Here is a 20,133-nt window from a genome sequence, read left to right on the forward strand (position 1 = left end):
TTTTTCTTTGCGCGGCCACCGCGTGGGCCGGTCGACCGCAAGCGAGCATGAAAAAGAAAAAGGCCGCTCCGGGGAGCGACCTTTGCGTGGGCGATCGTCGCCGACGTTACTGGATCTTCGCCTGCTGGCGCAGGCCTTCCTCGAACGCCTGCAGCTTCTGCTGCACGAGCTGCTGCGCGATCTGCGCCTTCACCTGGTCGAACGGCGGCGGGGCGATGTCGCGGACGTCGTCGACACGAATGATGTGCCAGCCGAACTGCGTCTTCACCGGCGCGTCGGTCATCTGGCCTTTCTGGAGCTTCTGCGCGGCGGCCGCGAATTCCGGCACGTACGCCTTCGGATCGGACCAGTCGAGGTCGCCGCCGTTCTTGCCCGAGCCCGGATCCTTCGAGTATTGCTTTGCCAGATCCTCGAACTTCGCGCCGGCCTTGATCTTCGCGATCAGATCCTTCGCCTGCTGCTCGCTGTCGACGAGGATGTGGTGCAGGTGATACTCGCGGTTGCCGCCGGCACCCTTCACCAGATCGTCATAGCGCGCCTTCACTTCCGCGTCGGTCGGCTGGTTCTTCTTCAGGAAGCTCTCGATCATCGAGCGCAGCACGACCGTCTGTTGCGCGACGGCGACCTGCGCCTTCACGTCCGGACGGTTCGGGATGCCTTCGCGGATCGCTTCCTGCATCAGGATTTCGCGGTTCACGAGTTCCTGGCGCACGGCTTGTTGCAGCTGCGGGCTGTCGGTCTGGCCTTGCTGGACGAGCTGCGCGACCATCGCATCGGCTCGCGACTTCGGAATCGGCGTGCCGTTGACGACGGCGATGTTCTGGGCGAATGCCGGTGCCGCTGCGAATGCAGCCGCCGCGACCCACAGGCGGGGGGATTTCAGGATCATCGGGAATTCCTGTTGAGACTAGATTGAAGATTCGTTGAATTCTTCGGGCGTATAAGCCACGATCGCGAGCGCGTGAATGCCGCGCTGCATCGCATCAGCGAGCGCATCATACACCAGCCGGTGCCGCGCGACGCGCGGCTTGCCCGCGAAGGCGGGCGACACGATCGTCACCGTGTAGTGGCCGCCCGCGGCCGCGCCGGCGTGGCCGGCGTGCTGCGCGCTGTCGTCACGCACGTCGAGCGACAGCGGTGCGAGCGAAGCGGTGAGGCGCGCCTCGATCAGTGCGATGCGCTCGTCGGGCGAGGCGTTCAGGAAAGCGTCGGTCATGTCATTCGTCCTTCATGTACTTCGTGAGCCACAGGCTCTGCAGGATAATGAACACGACCATCGCGCCCGTCGTGCCGAACAGCTTGAAGTTCACCCACTGCGATTCGGTGAAGTTGTGCACCACGTACAGGTTCGCGACGCCGAGCACCGCGAAGAACAGCGCCCACGCGACGTTCAGCTTGTCCCACACGGGGTGCGGCAGCGTGAGCTGCTTGCCCATCATCTTCTCGATCAGGTTGTTGCCGAACGCATAGCGTGCGGCGAGCAGCCCGATCGCAAACAGCCAGTACAGCACAGTCGGTTTCCATTGAATGAATTTCTCGTCATGCAGGACGAGGGTGGCGCCACCGAAGACGACGATCACGCCGAGACTGACCCACAGCATCGTGTCGACCTTCCGGTGCCGGAAGGCCACCCACGCGACCTGGGCCAGTGTCGCGACGATCGCGACGGCGGTGGCGGTGAAGATGCCCCAGACCTTGAAGGCGGCGAAAAACAGGATGATCGGAAACAGATCGAACAGGAATTTCATGGCGCTCGCAGCTGCGTGAAAGGCCGCATCGCGCGGCCGTTCACCGTTGTGGGGACCCGCCAGGCGTCACCGTCCGGGATCGGGGCAGCCGGAAAGGCTGTCCGACCGATTCGTCCGGTGCCGCTCATTCGTTTTCGGGTCGGGACTCGAAGTTTAACGCAGCCGAATTGATGCAGTACCGCAAACCGGTCTTGTCGCGCGGTCCGTCCTCGAACACGTGGCCGAGATGCGCGCCGCAATGGTTGCAGCGAACCTCGACGCGCACCATGCCGTGCGAGCGGTCGATCTTCTCGTCGATCACCTCGCCGTTGAGCGGCTTGAAGTAGCTGGGCCAACCGCAGCCCGAATGGAACTTGGCGCCGGATTCGAACAGCGGCGTGCTGCAGACGACGCATTTGTAGATGCCGGCGTCCTCGGTGTCGGTGTATTCGCCGGTGAAGGCGCGCTCGGTCGCCGCATGCTGCGTGACCTCGTACTGCATCGGCGTGAGTCGGCGGCGCAGTTCGGCGTCGTCCTTCTGGTACGGGAAGGTCTTGTCGTCGGATTCGTGTGACATGTGGGTGTTCTCCTGATCGGTCGGTCGGGTCGTGCGGGTCACGACGAGCAGCTCACTTCGAGCGACCCGGCCCAGTCGGGCGGCAATGCCGCATACGTTTCGTGTTCCGGTTGTTCGTCGAATGGGCGGCGCAGCACTTGCGCGAGTCGCTCGACTTCGGAAAAATCCTTTTCCTTCGCGCGCCGGATCGCGACTTCGGCCAAATGATTGCGCAGCACGTATTTCGGGTTCACGCGATTCATCGCGGCCGCGCGGGCCGCGTCGTCGCGCGTTTCCTCGGACAGCCGTGCGCGATAGAGGTTCGCCCACGCGTCGAATGCGTCGCGATCGATGAACAGGTCGCGCACCGGCGCGTCGCGGCTCGCGTCGTGCTTCGACAACTGCGCGAGCCGGCGGAACGTCAACGTGAAGTCCGCATGGCTCGCGTGCATCGTTTCGAGCAGCTTGTTCGCGAGCTCGGCGTCGTTCTCGCGCTCGAGCTCGAGGCCGAGCTTCGCGCGCATCGCGCGTTCGAGCGCGGGGCCGAAGCGTTCGGGAAACTTCGCGAGCACGGCCTGCGCGTCGTCGACCGCACGCTCGGCGCGCGCATCGTCGTCGGCGATCCCGTGCTGCAGCCCGATCAACGGCAGCAGCGCCTGCGCGAGGCAGTAGCAGTTCCAGTGCGCGATGCGCGGCTGCATCCGGTACGCGTAGCGGCCGCTCGTGTCGGAGTGGTTGCAGATGTGGTTCGCGTCGAACGCGTCGACGAAGCCGAACGGGCCGTAGTCGATCGTCACGCCGAGGATCGACATGTTGTCGGTATTCATCACGCCGTGGCAGAAGCCGACCGCTTGCCACTGCGCGACGAGGTCGGCCGTGCGCAGCATTGCGGCCTCGAGCAGCGCGAGGTACGGATCGTCGGCGTCGCGACATGCCGGATAGAAGCGGTCGATCACATGATCGGCGAGCTGGCGCAGCAGGTCGGGGCGATCGTTCGAGAAGAAATGTTCGAAGTGGCCGAAGCGCACGAAGCTCTCCGAAACACGCGTGACGACAGCCGACGTCTCGATCTCCTCGCGCACCACCGGCTGGTCGGAGCCGATGACCGTGAGCGCGCGGGTGGTCGGGATGCCGAGATGATGCATGGCTTCCGAACACAGGAATTCGCGGATCGACGAACGCAGCACCGCGCGGCCGTCGCCCATCCGCGAATACGGCGTGCGGCCGCCACCCTTGATCTGCAGTTCGTAGCGCTGGCCGTCCGTGCCGGGGAGTTCGCCGATCGTCAGCGCGCGGCCGTCGCCGAGCTGGCCGGCCCACACGCCGAACTGGTGACCGGAATACACCGACGCATACGGCATCGCACTCGCGGGCCAGTCGCGCGTCGGGTTGCCGGTGAACAGCTCGGCGAACCCGGGCTGCCGGTCGAGCGACACCGGCAGGCCGAGCAGGTGGGCGACTTCGTCGGAAAAGCCGACGACGTACGGCGCGGGCAACGGCGCGGCCGGCAGCCGCGTATGAAACGCGTCGCCGAGCGTGACGAACGCGCCTGTGGCCGGCGCGCCGAGCGTCGCGGCGAGGTCGGGGAGAGTGTCAGCCGGATCGGCTTCGCTTCGGGAAAACGACATGTTGAGCGCCTCTGGGTAAGCCGATATTGTAAGGCGGCGCCGCGCCGCCCGCATGGCGGCCCGCGCGCCTTGCGCCAGGCCTGTCCGGGCCGCGGACGGGGTCAAGCGGGCGCACCGTTTCGAGGCTGGTCACCGATTCGCGTCCTTCCGGGAGAACAAGACGATGGGTAAGCCGTTGCTGGGCCAGATGATGGACATGCCGTTGCTCGTGTCGTCGCTGATCGCGCACGCCGCGCGCCATGCGGGCGACACGGAGATCGTGTCGAGGCGCGTGGAAGGCGACCTGCATCGCTACACGTACCGCGACTGCGAGCAGCGCGCGAAACGGCTCGCGCAGGCGCTCGCGCGGCTCGGCGTCGAATCGGGCGATCGTGTCGGCACGCTGGCCTGGAACGGCTACCGTCATCTGGAGGCGTACTACGGGATCGGCGGGATGGGCGCGGTGTGCCATACGATCAACCCGCGTCTCTTTCCCGAGCAGATCGCCTACATCGTCAATCACGCGGAAGACCGCTACGTCTGCTTCGACATCAATTTCGCGCCGCTCGTCGACGCGATCGCGCCGCAATGTCCGCACGTGAAAGGCTGGATCGCGATGACCGACGCCGCGCACCTGCCGTCCGGCGCGACGCCGTTCCTGTGCTACGAAACGCTCGTCGACGCCGAGGATGGCCGCTACGACTGGCCGCGTCTCGACGAATTGCAGGCGTCCGGCCTGTGCTACACGTCGGGCACGACCGGCAACCCGAAGGGCGTGCTGTATTCGCATCGATCGACGGTCCTGCACGCATACGGCGCCGCGCTGCCCGACGCGATGAACCTGTCGGCGCTCGACGCCGTGCTGCCCGTCGTGCCGATGTTCCACGTGAACGCGTGGGGGCTGCCGTATGCGGTGCCGCTCACGGGCGGCAAGCTCGTGCTGCCCGGCAAGGATCTCGACGGCAAGTCGCTGTACGAACTGATGGAGGCCGAACGCGTGACGTTCTCCGCCGGCGTGCCGACCGTGTGGCTCGGGCTGCTGAACTACATGCGCGAGGCCGGCGTGCGTTTCTCCACGCTGAACCGCACGGTGATCGGTGGCTCCGCCTGCCCGCCCGCGATGCTCCGCACGTTCGAGGACGAATACGGCGTGCGCGTGATCCACGCGTGGGGGATGACGGAGCTGTCGCCGCTCGGCACGCTCGCGACGCTGAACTGGGCGCAGTCGCAACGTCCGCTCGACGCGCAGCGCAGGTTGCTCGAGAAGCAGGGGCGCGTGATCTGCGGTGTCGACATGCGGATCGTCGGCGACGACGGCAACGAATTGCCCTGGGACGGCGTCGCGTTCGGTGAATTGCAGGTGCGCGGGCCGTGGGTGATCGATCGCTACTTCAGGAGCGATACGTCGCCGCTGTCGGACGGCTGGTTCCCGACCGGCGACGTCGCGACGATCGACCCCGACGGCTTCCTGCAGATCACCGACCGCAGCAAGGACGTGATCAAGTCCGGCGGCGAGTGGATCAGCTCGATCGACATCGAGAACGTCGCGATCGCGCACCCGGGTGTCGCCGAAGCCGCCTGCATCGCGTGCGCGCACCCGAAATGGACCGAGCGTCCGCTGCTCGTCGTGGTGCCGCGCGAAGGGGCGAACCTCACGCGCGACGCGCTGCTCGCGTTTTACGAGGGCAAGGTCGCGAAGTGGTGGGTGCCCGACGACGTCGTGTTCGTCGAATCGCTGCCGCACACCGCGACCGGCAAGCTGCAGAAGCTGAAGCTGCGCGAGACGTTCCGCAACTACGTGCTGCCGACGGCGGTCGGCGAGCCGTAAGCCGCGGCCGGCGACGGCCCCCCGCGCGGTCTCCCGATCCGGCCCCCGGATCGGGAAAAAATCAAATTGAACGACCGTGCTTTTTTGTTGTATGCTGCCTCCGTTCGATCCGGACATGCGGCCGTTCGACCGCGCACAATGAAGCGCAGCCACCCCGGCGCGCGATGCATGGAGGCAGGCAGATGGCAGTGGATTACTCGACTCGCGACGGCGTGGCCGTCATCTCCCTCAACAATCCGCCCGTCAACGGGCTCGGCCTGTCGACACGCCAGGGCGTCATGGACGCGCTCGATCGCGCCGCGCAGGATCCGTCGGTCACGGCGATCGTGCTGACCGGCGCGGGCCGTGCGTTCTCCGGCGGCGCCGACATCACCGAATTCAATACCCCGAAGGCCCTGCAGGAACCGACGCTGCACACCGTGATCCGCGCGGTGGAGGCGAGCGCGAAACCGGTCGTCGCGGCCCTGCACAGCGTCGTGATGGGCGGCGGCCTGGAGCTCGCGCTCGGCGCGCACTATCGCGTCGCGGCGCCCGGTGCGCAGGTCGCGCTGCCCGAAGTGAAGCTCGGCCTGCTGCCGGGTGCGGGCGGCACGCAACGCCTGCCGCGTGCAGTGGGCCTCGAAACCGCGCTGAACATGATCGTGTCGGGCGCGCCGGTGCCGTCGGAGCAGCTCGCGACGAGCGGGTTGTTCGACGAGATGGCCGATGGCGACCTGCTCGACGCGGCCGTCGCGTTCGCGCGCAAGGTCGGCGCGCGGCAGGGGCCGCATCCGCGCGTGTGCGATCGCAGGATCGTCCACGAGAATGCGGCGGGCTTCATCCAGTTCGCGCGCAATTCCGCGCGGGCCGCCGCGCCGAACTTCCCCGCGCCGCACAAGTGCATCGATGCGATCGAGGCCGGCGTGCTGAACGGCTTCGACAAGGGCAGCGTCGCCGAGCGCGACGGTTTCGTCGCGCTGATGATGACGCCGGAAAGCCGCGCGCTGCGCCATGCATTCTTCGGCGAGCGGGCGGCGAGCAAGATTCCCGACGTGCCGGCCGATACGCCCGTGCGCGAGATTCGCCGCGTCGGCGTGATCGGCGCGGGCACGATGGGCGGCGGGATCGCGATGAACTTCATCAACGCGGGCCTGCCCGTCACGCTGCTCGAGACGAAGCAGGACGCGCTCGACCGTGGGCTCGCCACGATCCGCAAGAACTACGACGCGCAGGTGAAGAAGGGCAAGCTCACGCAGCAGAAGCTCGACGCGCGCATGGCGCTGATCACGCCGACGCTGTCCTACGACGACCTGAAGGATGCGGACCTGATCGTCGAGGCCGTGTTCGAGGAGCTCGGCGTGAAGGCGCAGGTGTTCGGCCAGCTCGATGCGGTGGCGAAGCCCGGTGCGATCCTCGCGTCGAACACGTCGACGCTCGACGTCGACAAGATCGCCGCGTTCACGAAGCGGCCGCACGACGTGGTCGGCATGCACTTCTTCAGCCCGGCGAACGTGATGAAGCTGCTCGAAGTCGTGCGCGGCGCGCAGACCGCGAAGGACGTGCTTGCCACCGTGATGGCGGTGGCGAAGAAGATCCGCAAGACGGCGGTCGTGTCGGGTGTGTGCGACGGCTTCATCGGCAACCGGATGATCGAGCAGTACATCCGCCAGGCACTCTTCATGCTCGAGGAAGGCGCGCTGCCCGCGCAGGTCGATCGCGCGATCGAGAAGTTCGGTTTCGCGATGGGCCCGTTCCGGATGAGCGATCTCGCCGGCAACGACATCGGCTGGGCGATCCGCAAGCGCCGCTATGTCGAGCAGCCCGACCTGCATTACTCGAAGATCGCCGACCGCCTGTGCGAACAGGGCCGCTTCGGCCAGAAGACGGGCGGCGGCTGGTACGACTACGTGCCGGGCGAGCGCAAGGCGAAGCCGTCGGCGCTCGTCGACGAGATGGTCGTCGCGTATTCGAAGGAGCGCGGCGTGGAGCGGCGCAAGATCGGCGATGACGAGATCGTCGAGCGGCTCGTGTTCGCGCTCGTCAACGAAGGCGCGAAGATTCTCGAGGAGAAGATCGCGTCGAAGGCGTCCGACATCGACATGGTCTATCTGACCGGCTACGGCTTCCCGCTGTGGCGTGGCGGCCCGATGCTGTATGCGGACATGGTCGGCCTCTACAACGTCGAGCGCGCGATCCGCCGCTATGCGGCCGCGCCGAACGGCGACGCGTGGCAGCTCGCGCCGTCGATCGTCGAACTGGCGAAGACCGGACGCGGGTTCAACGGCTGACGCCGGACTTGACGGCGCGACCGGGCTTGCAAGGAGAAACGCAATGAAACGCACTGACGACGTGTTGCTCGTGATCGACGTGCAGTACGACTTCATGCCGGGCGGCGCACTCGCGGTGCCGGACGGCGACGCGGTCGTGCCGGTGATCAACGCGCTCGCGCGACGCTTCGACCAGGTCGTGCTGACGCAGGACTGGCACCCGCGCGACCACGTGTCGTTCGCGGCGAATCACCCGGGGCGCGAGCCGTTCTCGACACTCGCACTGCCGTACGGCGAGCAGGTGCTGTGGCCCGTGCATTGCGTGCAGGACACCGAAGGGGCGGCGCTGCATCGCGACCTCGACATCCCGCATGCGAGGCTCGTGATCCGCAAGGGCGGCGACGCGCAGGTCGACAGCTATTCCGCGTTCGTCGAAGCCGACCGCACGACGCGCACGGGGCTGGCCGGCTATCTGCGCGAGCTCGGCGCGAAACGCGTGTGGTGCTGCGGGCTCGCGACCGACTATTGCGTCGCGTGGTCCGCGCTCGATGCGCGCGCGGCCGGCTTCGAGGCCGCCGTGATCAACGATGCGTGCCGTGCGATCGACCTGAACGGGTCGCTCGCGCACGCATGGCAACAGATGCAGGCGGCGGGCGTCGCGCACGTGACGTCCGCGGGCGCGCGCCCGACGGCGTAGCGCATTCCCATCCGATTCAGGACAGCAGGACCGAAGGAGACTCGCATGACCGAAGCCGTAATCGTATCGACCGCACGCACGCCGCTCGCGAAATCGTGGCGTGGCGCATTCAACATGACGCACGGCGCGACGCTCGGCGGCCACGTGGTCGCGGCCGCGCTCGAACGCGCGAAGCTGGACCCCGCGCGCATCGAGGACGTGATCATGGGCTGCGCGAATCCCGAAGGCGCGACCGGCGCGAACATCGCGCGGCAGATCGCGCTGCGCGCCGGGCTGCCGGTGAGCGTGCCGGGGATGACGGTGAACCGTTTCTGCTCGTCCGGGCTGCAGACCATCGCGCTCGCCGCGCAGCGGATCATCGCGGGCGAGGGCGACGTGTATGTCGCGGGCGGCGTCGAATCGATCTCGTGCGTGCAGAACGAGATGAATCGGCACATGATCCAGGAGGGCTGGCTCGTCGAGCACAAGCCCGAGATCTACTGGAACATGCTTCAGACTGCCGAGAACGTCGCGAAGCGCTACGGAATCTCGAAGGAGCGGCAGGACGAGTACGGCGTGCGGTCGCAATTGCGGGCCGCGGCCGCGCAGGAAGCCGGGCGCTTCAACGACGAGATCGTGCCGATCACCGTACGCGCGGGCATCGCCGACAAGGCGACGGGCCGGTTGTTCACGCAGGACGTGACGGTGTCGGTCGACGAAGGCATCCGGCCCGACACGACGCTCGAAGGCGTGTCGAAGATCCGTTCGGCCGTGCCGGGCGGCGTGATCACCGCGGGCAACGCGAGCCAGTTCTCGGACGGCGCGTCGGCGTGCGTGGTGATGAACGCGGATGTCGCACAGCGCGAAGGGCTGCAGCCGCTCGGCGTGTTCCGGGGTTTCGCGGTCGCCGGTTGCGAGCCGGACGAAATGGGCATCGGCCCGGTGTTCGCGGTGCCCAAGCTGCTGAAGCAGGCGGGGCTGAAGGTCGACGACATCGGCCTGTGGGAACTGAACGAAGCGTTCGCGGTACAGGTGCTGTACTGCCGCGATACGCTCGGGATTCCTGACGACCGCCTGAACGTGAACGGCGGCGCGATCGCGGTCGGCCATCCGTACGGCGTGTCGGGTGCGCGCCTGACGGGGCATGCGCTGATCGAAGGCAAGCGGCGCGGCGTGAAATACGTGGTCGTCACGATGTGCATCGGCGGCGGGCAGGGCGCCGCCGGCCTGTTCGAAATCGTCTGATTTTTTTGCATGCCGGCCGACGGCCGCCGCTTGCGCCGACGCAAGCCGCGGCCGTCGAATGCGATTCGAAAGGATCGGGAAGCAAACGGTGCCGGTTCGATGCTGCCGTTTCCCCTTACTTGTCAAACGAATTGCCGCACCTATACTTGCTCTGACATTTGCCTTTCGGCGGGATGGGGCAACGCGTGCATCGCACCGACGCACGCGATGCGTTTCCGGTAGCCGGCGCAGTCGATGCATCGCGCGTGTCCGGCACCGTGAACGTTCGAACCACGCAGCAGACCGAACGGGGACCGAATTGAGCACGACCTATGCAGCCGGGGAACCGCCGCGCGTCGTCAGCGCGGCCGCGAGGCTCTATGCGAAATGCCTGCTGGTCGGCTTCGCATTGCTGCCAGCCTATCTGATTGCCTATCTGTGGTTCTTCAGCGACCCGCACGTCGTGTTCGAGAGCCACGCCTTCCATGAAATCGCGATCGCGGCCGCGACCCTCGAGGGTGCGTTCGTCACCTACGTGACATGGGTGTGCTATCGGTCGTCCGGCGAGCCGCTGCTGCGCTGGCTGACACTCGGCTTTCTGGGCTTCGCGATAATCTATGCGATGCACGGCGCGTTCACCGGGATGGCGCATCACAACATCTGGCTGTTCCTGCTGTACGGGCCCGCATCGCGCCTCGTGATGTCGATCCTGCTGCTGACGGGCCTGCTGTCGTATTCGCAGCCGCCCGATCGGTTCGAGAAGCGTACGCGCGCGCGAACGTGGCTGCCGTGGATCGGGTTGTTCCTGGTCATCAACGTAACGGTGGCGTACATCGCGTATTCGCCGGTCGCCGGTGCGCTGGGCACGCGGCTGTCGATGGAAGGCGGCGCGCTGGTGTTTTCGCTGCTCAACGTCGGCGTGCTGCTCGCGCGGCGCATCCGTTCGCCGCTGATGGTGATCTACGGCGTGTCGATCATGGCGTTCGCGCTGTCGTCGCTCGCGTTCATCCTCGGCAAGCCCTGGAACCACATGTGGTGGCTCGCGCATGCGATCTTCGCGGGTGGGTTCTTCCTGCTCAGCTACGGCGTCGTGCAGGCGCTGCAGACGACGCGCTCGTTCTCGGCGATCTACAGCCAGGAAGACCTGATGAGCCGGCTGTCGGAATCGATGGCGCGCACCGAGAGTGCGCTGCAGGAATTGCGGCGCACGAACCAGAAGCTCGAATACATGGCCGCGACCGATCCGATGACGGGCGCGTCGAACCGCCGCCAGTTCATCGCGCAGGTCGAGCGCGAGATCGTGCGCGCGGAGCGCGACGGCACGCCGTTTTGCCTGCTCGCGCTCGATCTCGACAACTTCAAGAACATCAACGACGCGTACGGGCACCAGATCGGCGACGAGGTGCTGCGCGGCGTCGTGCGCCAGTGTCTCGAGGCGATTCGTCCGGCCGGTGCGCTCGCGCGGGTCGGCGGCGAGGAATTCATGGCGCTGTTGCCCGAGATGCCGCTCGAAGGCGCGCGCATGACGGCCGAGCGCGTGCGTTCGTCGATCGCGAGTTCGCCGTTCGGGCTGGATTTCAAGCGCGTGCAGGTGACGGTCAGCGTCGGCGTCGCGCAGTACGGTGTCGACGGGAGCACGGTCGATGCATTGCTGCGGGCGGTCGATGAACGGCTGTACCAGGCGAAGCGCGACGGGCGCAATCGCGTGGTCGCGCACTGACGAGCGGCCGTCGCGCATTCGACTACGTAGTGCGCGCGGCCGCAACATGATGGCGCGACGCGAGGCAGGTCCGTCTCGCACGCACCCGAAATGAAGCCCCGCACGAGCATGAGTGTGCGGGGCTTTCGTTTCACTGGCGCATCGGCTAGCGCGACGCGATGGCCGCCGCACGCTCCGGCTGCGCGTCCTGCATCCGCTGCGACGCCTGCCACCAGTACTTGCCCGCGCGCAGTTGCGGATCGCGGATCGCGAGATACGTCGTGCTCCACAGCTGTGCCGCGTTGGCCTCGGTTGCATCCGCGCTGCGGGTGCCGAATGCATCGGTCTGGTAGCGGCCGTTCACGTACGACCAGGTCCACATTTCCGACGTGCGCATGTCGCGTCCGTTCGAGATCACCTGCCAGATCGTCTGCCGGGCCTGCGTCAGCAGCGTGCGCGTCGTGTCCGACAGATCCTGGCGCGCGAGCTGGCGGTCGAGCCCGGCGACCCACATCGCCTGCTGCCACGACCAGATCACCGTGCCGTGATACGCGGAACTCGTGAATTTGGGCCACAGCGCCTGGTTCGCATACGCGGGGTTCGCGATCAACATCCCGACGTCGGTGACGAGCCCGGTCGGGAATGGCCGCGTGACGTCGGCGACGATCCGCTGAAGCTGGTCGTCCGGCGGCGTGCCGAACAGCAGCGCGAAGCCGCCGTCGGAATTCATCACCGGGATCGGCGCGCCTTGCTGGTCGAGCGACAGCGCGTAGAACGTCAGCGGCGCGCTCGGCGCGGTGCCGGCCGGCACACCGGCAGACGGCGCATAGGCCGATACGTCGGTCGCCGCCTGCGCGGCCGGCACGCTCACCTGGAACAGCGGCGGCGCCTGCTGCTCCCAGATGGCCGCTTCGGTTGCCGTGTTCGCGAGCGTCGCACGTTGTCCGGCGTCCAGGTAAGGATCGAGCAGGCCGCGCGCGAGGAACGCATTCGCCGCGCGCAGCGCGGCGGGCACGAGCACCGCATTCACGTCGTACGGATAGACGCCGCCGCCGAGCCCGTCGGTGCTGTCGCGCCAGTTGCCGACGATCTCGCCGGGCCGCAGGTGGATCAGGTGCGCGACCGACGGCTGCTGGGCGAACGGCTGCGCGGTCGCCGCGACGTGCAGCAGGTTGACGACGAGCCGGCTGCCGTTCGTCTGGCCGTCGCTGCCGCGTTGCGCGAGATAGGCGGCCGCGCGCGCCTGGCCGCGCGTGTCGTCGATCAGCCAGGCCGCCGCGATCGGCGCGAGCAGGTAGTCGCTGTCGATCATCTTGTAATCGTAGGTCGGCGTAGCGTCGTTCGGCCGGCCGTGCTTCGCGTTGTCGACCAGCGCGAATTCGCCGATGCCTTCCTCGTGCGCGACCTTGCCGTCGTTCGACAGGCGACTCAGCACCGACGTGAGCCCGGCCTCGACCGCCGCGGGCTCGAGCACCGGCATCAGCATGCGCACCGAGATCAGCGTGTCGCGGCCGAAGTAGGTGTCGTATTGCCACGAGCCGGCCAGCAGCTTGTCGTGGAAACTCAGGAATTCGAGCACGTTCTGGCTGACCGGGTCGGGATTCACGGACGGCGCGAGCAGGTCCGCGCGCAGGATCGGCGACAGCGGCGTCTCGCCCGACAGCGCGTCGACGTGCAGTTTCAGCGTACGGGCGCCGGCCGCCGCGCGCAGCACGAGCTTGCCGCCCGCAGCCGTCGCGATGCTGCCGCCGTCGCGCAGCGTGATGCGCAGCATCTGGCCGGGCGCGCCGTCGATCCGGTCGCGCTGCCATTGCGCGGCGCTGCCCTGGGCCGTCGGGGCGGTGACGATCTCCGGCGGAATCGTCGCGCCACCGTTGAAGTCGCGCAGGAAGCGCACGCTGCCGAGCAGGCCCTGGCGGATCGTCAGCGTGTCGGTGTCGACCGACACGTCGGCGCCGATGCCGTACAGCGCGCGACCGTGCGTGTCGGGCGCCGACAGCGCGGACGGCGACGTGTCGAGGCTCCAGTTCACCGGCTGAGCGACGTCGTCGAACCACAGACCGGTGCCGCTGTTGCCGGCCGGAAACACCACGAGCAGACGCGGTTTCGTCGACGAGCGCACCAGCAGGTGCGCGGCGACCTTGTCCTGCCGGTAGAACGCATTGATCTGCCCGCCGGCGTCCATGCGGAACGACAGTGCGGCGCTGTTCGACGGCGTACCGCTCGACTGGACGTCATCGTCGTTGCAGGCGGCGAGCAGGCCAGCGCAGACGAATCCGAGACACAGCGATTTCGCGAAGCGGTGCATCTTCATGACGACCCTCCTGATGCATGTGATTTTTATCGGAATGCTTGAATGAGCGGACGGCTTGATCTGCGTTGTTCTGCGTCGCGGGCATTCTGAAAATGCCCGGGATTAATCGCTGCGTGATGCTCGGGAGGCGAATTGAACGGCATTAATCGAGTGGACGATCAATGCCGAAAAATGAAGGCAAAAGAACGCGCCTCCCGTTTTGATGCGGGTGTAGTCACTGGAGAACGCTTTCGCGCAGGCGAAGGGCGATGTTCGTGCGGTATCGAATTGATCAGACGAAACACGTTGTATGGGATTCTAAATTTCGATGAAAGTCGAAGTCAATGACGTTTTATGGATTTTCGAATCTTTAATCGTCGGTTCGATCGTAACTATTACTCGTTAAATCGGTAAAAGGTGCGACTGTGAAAATGTGAATAACCAATCCGGATAACGATCGATCAAGTGGTCGGCAATGGCGCTTCAATCCGGCGATTGGGAGCATGGAGCCAGGCGATTAGGCTGAGCAATGCGAGTTCCTGCCGTTCGGCCGGAGACGGACGCAATTGCCGCCGCCGGACAACCGATGCGGGCTGGCCGCCGCATGATCACACCATCGTCGTCGTCAAGTTTGGTAGGCTTGGTGCCTGCCGCCGTTTCCCGGATCGCGTCGTCGAATGTCGATGCGGTGAAAAATCGCGTATCGTCGTCGGAACGACCGGACGACGGTCGATATTCGACTCGTTTCGTCCCGGCCCGCCCGCGCCCGCGGGCAAACGGCGCAGACCGACAACAGACGGGGTGCGTTGCCCGCCGCCCCAGCGGCGCGCCGGCAGCACGCACGCCAACGAACAGGAGCAACGGAAGTGATCAGACATATCGTGATGTGGAAGCTGAAAGAATCGGCGGAAGGCGGCACGCGTGCGCAAAACGCGTTGAAGCTGAAGGAAAAGCTCGAAGGCTGCCGCGACCTCGTGCCGGGCATCCTGCAACTCGACGTCGGCATCGCGACGCCGGGCCTGGAAGCCACGTCGGACGTCGTGCTCGTGTCCGATTTCACGGATCAGGCCGCGCTCGATGCGTACCAGGTGCACCCGGTTCACCAGGAAGTGAAGAAATTCGTCGTTGCCGTGGCCGAATCGCGCCAGTGCGTCGACTACCTGTCCGACAGCGCACGATGAGCGACGCGGCATCCCCGACGGATGGCCCGTCGATCGAAAGCCCGTTCGTCGATCTGCTAGGCGTGCGGCTCGTGTCCGCGAAGGATGGCGCGAGCGAGATCGTGCTGCCGCTCGACGAGCGGCACATGAACACGTGGAGCATCGCGCACGGCGGCGTGACGATGACCCTGTCGGACATCGCGCTCGCGATGGCCGCCCGGAGCCTGACCGACGACGGCGTCGGCGTCGTCACGGTCGAGATGAAGGTGAATTTCATGCAGCCCGGGCGCGGCGAATTGCGCGCATACGGGCGCGTGATGCATCGTTCGACGACGATGGCGTACTGCGAAGGTGAAGTGCGCGACAGCGACGGCAACTTCGTCGCGAAGGCGCTCGGCACGTTCAAGTACATGCGGCGGCTCGCGGTCGGCCGCGACATCAAGCGGCAACGCACGCGTACCGCGCCGGATGCCCAGCCCGGCCCGAGCGACGCGTAAGCGCCGGAACGCGCGGCCCTGCCTGGTCACGGGCAGGGCCGTTTCGTTTTGCGGCACGGATTCGCAATGGGGCGGCGTCACGGTGCGAACGAAGCCAAGGAGACAGCCATGAACGCGATCAATCGCCAGATCCTGCTCGTGTCACGCCCGCAAGGCGCCGCGAGCGCCGACAACTTCCGGCTCGTCGAAACGCCGCTCGTGCCGCTCGCCGACGGCGAGCTGCGGGTCCGCAACCATTTCCTGTCACTCGATCCGTACATGCGCGGACGCATGAACGACGCGAAGTCGTACGCGGTGCCGCAGCCGCTGAACGAAGTGATGATCGGCGGCACGGCGGGCGAGGTGATCGAATCGCGTCACCCGGATTTCGCTGTCGGCGAGCACGTGGTCGGCCAGTTCGGCTGGCAGGAATACGGCACGTCGAACGGCGACGGGCTGCGCAAGGTCGACACGTCGCGGGTGCCGCTGTCCGCCTGGCTCGGCGTGACCGGCATGCCGGGCGTGACGGCGTGGGTCGGGCTGAACCGGATCATCGCGCCGAAAGCCGGCGAAACGATCGTCGTCAGCGCGGCGAGCGGCGCGGTCGGCAGCGTCGTCGGCCAGCTTGCGAAACGCGCTGGATGCCGCGCGGTCGGTATCGCGGGCGGCCCCGACAAGTGCCGCTACGTGGTCGACACGCTCGGCTTCGACGCGTGCGTCGACTATAAGGCCGGCCGGCTGGCCGACGATCTGGCCGCCGCGACGCCGGACGGCGTCGACGGCTGTTTCGAGAACGTCGGCGGCGCCGTGCTCGACACGACGATGACGCGGATGAACGCATTCGGCCGGATCGCCGTGTGCGGGATGATCGCCGGCTACGACGGCGAGCCCGTGCCGCTCGCGAACCCGGGGCTGATCCTGCGCTCGCGGCTGACGATGCAGGGTTTCATCGTGTTCGAACACCACGACGCATGGCCGCCCGCGCTGGCCGAGCTCAGCGAACTCGTCGCGACGAAGCAGCTGCATTACCGGGAGACGATCGCATACGGACTCGAGCGGGCGCCGGACGCGTTCCTCGGGCTCCTGAAAGGCCGCAATTTCGGCAAGCAGCTCGTGCAGCTCGTCTGATCTGCCCGTGGCATCATGTGACGCTTGTCCGTTCGCGGCGCCGCGCGCGCCGTCCTCAACGATGCCGCTGAATCCGAAGATCGCCCAGATACTCGACATGGTCGAGCGCGCAAAACGCCCGTCCTATCACCACCAGACGCCGCAGCAGGCGCGCGCCGCGTACGAGAAAAGTGCGCCGATCCTCGATGTCGCGCCCGCGCCGATGCATTCGGTCGAGGCCTGCGTCGTGCCGACGCGCGATGGCCGCACGATCGGCGCGCGGTTGTACCTGCCGGTCGAGCCGAGCCTCGCCGAACCGCTGCCGGCGTTCGTCTATTACCACGGCGGCGGTTTCACGGTCGGCAGCGTCGATACGCACGACGCGCTGTGCCGCATGTTCGCGCGCGACGCGCAGTGCGCGGTGCTGTCGGTCGACTACCGGCTCGCGCCCGAGCACCGCTTCCCGACCGCGGTGAACGACGCCGACGACGCATTGCGCTGGCTGCATCGCGAGGCCGCCGCGTTCGGCATCGATGCGGCGCGGCTCGCGGTCGGCGGCGACAGCGCGGGCGGCACGCTCGCGACCGTCTGCGCGGTGCTCGCGCGCGACGCGGGCATCGACCTTGCGCTGCAGCTGCTGATCTATCCGGGCGTGACGGGCCACCAGGACACCGAATCGCACGGACGGCTCGCGAACGGCTACCTGCTGACGCAGGACACGATCCAGTGGTTCTTCACGCAATACGTGCGGGATCGATCCGACCGCGACGACTGGCGCTTCGCGCCGCTCGACGGCACGCGCGGCGCGCCGTCGTTCGCCGGTGTGGCCCCGGCCTGGATCGCGACGGCCGAATACGATCCGCTGAGCGACGAGGGCGCCGCGTACGCGGACAAGCTGCGCGCGGCCGGCAATGCGGTTACGCTGGTCTGCTATCCGGGGATGATCCACGAGTTCTTCAAGATGGGCGGCTACGTGCCGGAGGTGCGGGCCGCGCATGCCGATGCGGTGGCGGCGCTCAAGGCCGCATTCGACGACGTTTGACGTCGGCGGCGCCCGGCGCCGCGCGGAGGAAGCGATGACCGACGGCTGGGTGGAAACGGGTGACTGGGCCGTGCTGGGCGGCGATGCCGCACGTATTCGCGATGCGGTGTTCGTGCGCGAGCAGCGGATTCCGCCGGAATGGGAACTCGACGACGAGGATCCGCTGTCGCTGCACGCGGTGGCCTACCGTGTCGATGCGGCGACCGGCGCGCGCCGCGCGGTCGCGACGGGACGGCTGTTGCGCACCGGCACGATCGGCCGCGTCGCGGTGCTGGCCGACGCGCGCGGGCAGGGCGCGGGATCGGCCGTGCTGCATGCGCTGCTGGACGCCGCGCGGCATCGCGGCGAGTCGGTCGTGCGACTCTATGCGCAGGATGCCGCTGTGTCGTTCTACGTGCGGCACGGCTTCGCGGCGATCGGCGAACCGTTCGTCGAAATCGGCGTGCCGCACGTCGAGATGGCGCGTGCGCCCTAGTGCCGCGTGCGGCAGGCTCAGCGCGGTTGCGTTGCGTCGATGTCGAACGTGAACACGCGCTCGAAACTGCCCGGGCGAACGGTGCGATGCGAGCCATCGTCGTCGCAGCGTTCCTTGATGTCGACCGTCAGCCGCACGCCTTCCTTCATCGTCACGCGCAGCGCGGTCGTGCCGCGCGTGCCGTATTCGGGCGTCTCGATGAACGCGGCCGACAGCGCCCGCTCGCGCTCGACCGGAATGCCGGTATGCGGCAGCGCGTCGTCGTCCGCGACATGCGGATCGCGCATCAGCTCGATCAGCTCGTCGAGCGACGGGGTCGGGTTGTCGGTCAGCAGCGTGCCGAGCTCGGCGCGCTTGCGCACGACTTTCGGCCAGGGCGTATCGAGCCGCGCGTTCGACAGCGCATGCACGCCGGCGCCGATTGAGACCGGCGCGGCGATCCCGGTTTCACCTTCGGCCGCGCGATTGCAGAGCCACGCGAGTTCGCGCCGCTTCCAGTCGCCGACCAGCAGGTTGAAGCCGTTGTAGACAGCCGCGTGCTCGGCCAGCTCGCCGAGGTAGTCGAGCGGCGCGACGGACGGGCCGCGGAGGAAGTCGGACACGAGCTTGCCGCGGGTCGGCGCGCCCGCGCGAATGTCGAACGGCGCGCGGTAATTGGTCAGCGCCGCGAAGCGGCCGTCGCGCGACACGCCGAGCCACGTGCCGCCCGCTTCGAGATCGCGGCCGGCGAGCACGCCCGGCACATCCTCCCACCACGAAAGCGGCGCACTCGTACGGCGAAAGAATTCGTCGCGGTTGGCGGTCAGGGTAAAGACGGGACCGGCGGCGGCATCAGGCTGCCAGTCGAAGGCAATCAGACACATCGGGCGAATCTCTCGCAGGAAATTTCGGGCGCCGGCCGCCATGTGCGAGCCGGCGTGCGAACGGGTTGTCAGTGCGTCACGCTTCCGTCGGCCATGCGTACGGCAGCGCGTCGAACGCGAGCGCCGGACCGTCGGCCGAACCGAGGTGCACCGTGCCGCTGTCGAGCGCGGCCAGCTTGATCTCGACGAGCGCGTCGACACCGCCCGCGGGCGCGGCCGCCGCGTTGACGATCATCCCGCACGGCTGGCCCGGGTCGTCGCTGTGGAACAGCTCGATGCCGGCATGCACGGTGTCGGTCTCACCGGCGACGTGGGCGAGCGCGGTGCGGCGCTTGATCGTGCCGCGGTACTGGCTGCGCGCGACGATTTCCTGGCCCGGGTAGCACCCCTTGCGGAAGTTAACGGCGCCGATCACGTCGAAGTTGACCATCTGCGGCACGAAGTGTTCGACGGCCGGCTGCGTGATGCGCGGCTCGCCCGCGCGCACGTCGAGCCAGTCCCATACGGCCGGCGACACGACCGGCAGCGTGCCGGCAAGCGCGGCGAGACGCGCGCCGACTTCCTCGCGCGGCCCGATCCACAAGTAGCGCTTGCGGCCGGCCGCGTCCGGCACGCGGATCAGCGCCCCGGCCGGGCCGTCGACCTTCACGTGCACGCCGTCCGGCAGCGCGTCGAAGATGCCCGACAGCGCATCGCGCACGTCGCCCACGAAGCCCACCACCGCGAGCGCGTCGCTCGCGTCCGTCAGTTTCGCTTTCGCACGCAGCACGAACATCGACAGCCGTTTCTGCACGGCGGCCTGGACATCCTTCGAGACAAGCAGACGCACGCCGTGACCGGCGCGCCACGCGAGGAACGACGCGAGCAGGCGGCCCTTTGGCGAGCAATAGCCGGACAGGCGAGCGCTCGCGGCATCGAGATGCTCGATGTCGTTGGTGAGCTGGCTGTGCAGGAACGTCGCGGCGTCGTCGCCGGCCACGTCGATCACGCCGAACTGCGCAAGCGGCATGCAGGCGCCCGGCGCGTCGAAATCGGCGGCGGACGGGCGGGGGAAAACGGGGAGCGAGACGGATGCGGGCTGGGCAGCCGGTGAAGCGAACGGTGTGCTCATGGAATGAGGGAACAGTCAACCCTGACTTTGACGAAGGCGAGCA

18 protein-coding genes are annotated in these 20,133 nt (G+C 67.3%); 10 read left to right on the forward strand and 8 right to left on the reverse strand.

Going from position 1 to position 20,133, the window contains the following annotated elements:
• Positions 1-106 precede the first annotated feature (106 nt).
• From ACV22W_RS22925 to ACV22W_RS22945, 5 genes are all read right to left on the reverse strand, one after another.
• The gene (locus ACV22W_RS22925) at positions 107-889 is read right to left on the reverse strand and encodes a peptidylprolyl isomerase (RefSeq protein WP_059529712.1); all 783 of its coding nucleotides are present in this window, start codon (positions 887-889) and stop codon (positions 107-109) included.
• A gap of 18 nt (positions 890-907) precedes the next feature.
• On the reverse strand, positions 908-1,216 hold the full coding sequence (locus tag ACV22W_RS22930) for a BolA family protein (RefSeq protein ID WP_448021952.1): 309 nt from the start codon (positions 1,214-1,216) through the stop codon (positions 908-910).
• 1 nt (position 1,217) lies between these two features.
• Positions 1,218-1,748: a septation protein A gene (locus ACV22W_RS22935; protein ID WP_448021953.1), complete on the reverse strand. Its 531-nt coding sequence runs from the start codon at positions 1,746-1,748 to the stop codon at positions 1,218-1,220.
• A gap of 124 nt (positions 1,749-1,872) precedes the next feature.
• Positions 1,873-2,304, reverse strand: coding sequence for a peptide-methionine (R)-S-oxide reductase MsrB (gene msrB, locus ACV22W_RS22940; protein WP_448021954.1), 432 nt, complete (start codon positions 2,302-2,304; stop codon positions 1,873-1,875).
• Between the two features lie 38 nt (positions 2,305-2,342).
• Entirely contained in the window at positions 2,343-3,911 is a 1,569-nt protein-coding gene (locus ACV22W_RS22945; protein WP_448021956.1) for a protein adenylyltransferase SelO, read from the reverse strand.
• Positions 3,912-4,074: 163 nt separating this feature from the next.
• On the opposite strand from ACV22W_RS22945, the gene ACV22W_RS22950 reads away from it, so the two are divergent.
• The 5 genes from ACV22W_RS22950 to ACV22W_RS22970 all read left to right on the forward strand — a co-directional run bounded on the left by ACV22W_RS22950 (position 4,075) and on the right by ACV22W_RS22970 (position 11,584).
• Entirely contained in the window at positions 4,075-5,718 is a 1,644-nt protein-coding gene (locus tag ACV22W_RS22950; protein WP_448021958.1) for a 3-(methylthio)propionyl-CoA ligase, read from the forward strand.
• A gap of 182 nt (positions 5,719-5,900) precedes the next feature.
• Positions 5,901-7,985 carry a 3-hydroxyacyl-CoA dehydrogenase NAD-binding domain-containing protein gene (locus ACV22W_RS22955; protein ID WP_448021960.1) on the forward strand — a complete coding sequence of 695 codons (2,085 nt, stop codon included), beginning with the start codon at positions 5,901-5,903 and terminating at the stop codon, positions 7,983-7,985.
• A 43-nt stretch (positions 7,986-8,028) separates the two neighbouring features.
• Positions 8,029-8,661, forward strand: a complete 633-nt coding sequence (pncA, locus tag ACV22W_RS22960; protein WP_059698553.1) for a bifunctional nicotinamidase/pyrazinamidase — start codon at positions 8,029-8,031, stop codon at positions 8,659-8,661.
• A 45-nt stretch (positions 8,662-8,706) separates the two neighbouring features.
• Complete coding sequence (locus ACV22W_RS22965) at positions 8,707-9,885, forward strand: acetyl-CoA C-acyltransferase (RefSeq protein ID WP_448021962.1); 1,179 nt, start codon at positions 8,707-8,709, stop codon at positions 9,883-9,885.
• Positions 9,886-10,183: 298 nt separating this feature from the next.
• Positions 10,184-11,584 (forward strand): sensor domain-containing diguanylate cyclase, encoded by a 1,401-nt coding sequence (locus tag ACV22W_RS22970; protein WP_448021964.1) that lies wholly within the window; start codon positions 10,184-10,186, stop codon positions 11,582-11,584.
• Between the two features lie 145 nt (positions 11,585-11,729).
• Here ACV22W_RS22970 and ACV22W_RS22975 read toward each other — a convergent pair whose 3' ends face one another.
• On the reverse strand, positions 11,730-13,871 hold the full coding sequence (locus tag ACV22W_RS22975) for a hypothetical protein (protein ID WP_448022093.1): 2,142 nt from the start codon (positions 13,869-13,871) through the stop codon (positions 11,730-11,732).
• A gap of 851 nt (positions 13,872-14,722) precedes the next feature.
• Between ACV22W_RS22975 and ACV22W_RS22980 the strand changes: the two genes are divergently transcribed.
• From ACV22W_RS22980 to ACV22W_RS23000, 5 genes are all read left to right on the forward strand, one after another.
• Positions 14,723-15,037, forward strand: coding sequence for a Dabb family protein (locus ACV22W_RS22980; protein WP_059529737.1), 315 nt, complete (start codon positions 14,723-14,725; stop codon positions 15,035-15,037).
• Positions 15,034-15,513, forward strand: a complete 480-nt coding sequence (locus ACV22W_RS22985; protein ID WP_006753420.1) for a PaaI family thioesterase — start codon at positions 15,034-15,036, stop codon at positions 15,511-15,513. The genes ACV22W_RS22980 and ACV22W_RS22985 overlap by 4 nt, the downstream gene beginning before the upstream one ends.
• A gap of 108 nt (positions 15,514-15,621) precedes the next feature.
• On the forward strand, positions 15,622-16,620 hold the full coding sequence (locus ACV22W_RS22990; RefSeq protein ID WP_448021966.1) for an NADP-dependent oxidoreductase: 999 nt from the start codon (positions 15,622-15,624) through the stop codon (positions 16,618-16,620).
• 61 nt (positions 16,621-16,681) lie between these two features.
• Positions 16,682-17,641 (forward strand): alpha/beta hydrolase, encoded by a 960-nt coding sequence (locus ACV22W_RS22995; protein WP_448021968.1) that lies wholly within the window; start codon positions 16,682-16,684, stop codon positions 17,639-17,641.
• A gap of 34 nt (positions 17,642-17,675) precedes the next feature.
• Positions 17,676-18,116, forward strand: coding sequence for a GNAT family N-acetyltransferase (locus ACV22W_RS23000; RefSeq protein WP_448021970.1), 441 nt, complete (start codon positions 17,676-17,678; stop codon positions 18,114-18,116).
• Positions 18,117-18,133: 17 nt separating this feature from the next.
• Here ACV22W_RS23000 and ACV22W_RS23005 read toward each other — a convergent pair whose 3' ends face one another.
• Entirely contained in the window at positions 18,134-18,979 is an 846-nt protein-coding gene (locus tag ACV22W_RS23005) for an NRDE family protein (protein WP_448021972.1), read from the reverse strand.
• A 76-nt stretch (positions 18,980-19,055) separates the two neighbouring features.
• Positions 19,056-20,090, reverse strand: a complete 1,035-nt coding sequence (gene ygfZ, locus ACV22W_RS23010; RefSeq protein ID WP_448021974.1) for a CAF17-like 4Fe-4S cluster assembly/insertion protein YgfZ — start codon at positions 20,088-20,090, stop codon at positions 19,056-19,058.
• Positions 20,091-20,133 lie beyond the last annotated feature (43 nt).

It is taken from the genome of Burkholderia sp. AW49-1, from assembly GCF_053427845.1.

Bases quoted from the DNA above. Each gene is read 5' to 3' on its own strand.
- ACV22W_RS22950 (WP_448021958.1), top strand. From the start codon at position 4,075: ATGGGTAAGCCGTTGCTGGGCCAGATGATGGACATGCCGTTGCTCGTG.
- ACV22W_RS22975 (WP_448022093.1), bottom strand. From the start codon at position 13,871: ATGCACCGCTTCGCGAAATCGCTGTGTCTCGGATTCGTCTGCGCTGGC.
- msrB (WP_448021954.1), bottom strand. From the start codon at position 2,304: ATGTCACACGAATCCGACGACAAGACCTTCCCGTACCAGAAGGACGAC.
- ACV22W_RS23000 (WP_448021970.1), top strand. From the start codon at position 17,676: ATGACCGACGGCTGGGTGGAAACGGGTGACTGGGCCGTGCTGGGCGGC.
- ACV22W_RS23005 (WP_448021972.1), bottom strand. From the start codon at position 18,979: ATGTGTCTGATTGCCTTCGACTGGCAGCCTGATGCCGCCGCCGGTCCC.
- ACV22W_RS22990 (WP_448021966.1), top strand. From the start codon at position 15,622: ATGAACGCGATCAATCGCCAGATCCTGCTCGTGTCACGCCCGCAAGGC.
- ACV22W_RS22930 (WP_448021952.1), bottom strand. From the start codon at position 1,216: ATGACCGACGCTTTCCTGAACGCCTCGCCCGACGAGCGCATCGCACTG.
- ACV22W_RS22955 (WP_448021960.1), top strand. From the start codon at position 5,901: ATGGCAGTGGATTACTCGACTCGCGACGGCGTGGCCGTCATCTCCCTC.
- ACV22W_RS22995 (WP_448021968.1), top strand. From the start codon at position 16,682: ATGCCGCTGAATCCGAAGATCGCCCAGATACTCGACATGGTCGAGCGC.
- ACV22W_RS22945 (WP_448021956.1), bottom strand. From the start codon at position 3,911: ATGTCGTTTTCCCGAAGCGAAGCCGATCCGGCTGACACTCTCCCCGAC.
- ACV22W_RS22935 (WP_448021953.1), bottom strand. From the start codon at position 1,748: ATGAAATTCCTGTTCGATCTGTTTCCGATCATCCTGTTTTTCGCCGCC.
- ACV22W_RS22965 (WP_448021962.1), top strand. From the start codon at position 8,707: ATGACCGAAGCCGTAATCGTATCGACCGCACGCACGCCGCTCGCGAAA.
- ACV22W_RS22985 (WP_006753420.1), top strand. From the start codon at position 15,034: ATGAGCGACGCGGCATCCCCGACGGATGGCCCGTCGATCGAAAGCCCG.
- pncA (WP_059698553.1), top strand. From the start codon at position 8,029: ATGAAACGCACTGACGACGTGTTGCTCGTGATCGACGTGCAGTACGAC.
- ygfZ (WP_448021974.1), bottom strand. From the start codon at position 20,090: ATGAGCACACCGTTCGCTTCACCGGCTGCCCAGCCCGCATCCGTCTCG.
- ACV22W_RS22925 (WP_059529712.1), bottom strand. From the start codon at position 889: ATGATCCTGAAATCCCCCCGCCTGTGGGTCGCGGCGGCTGCATTCGCA.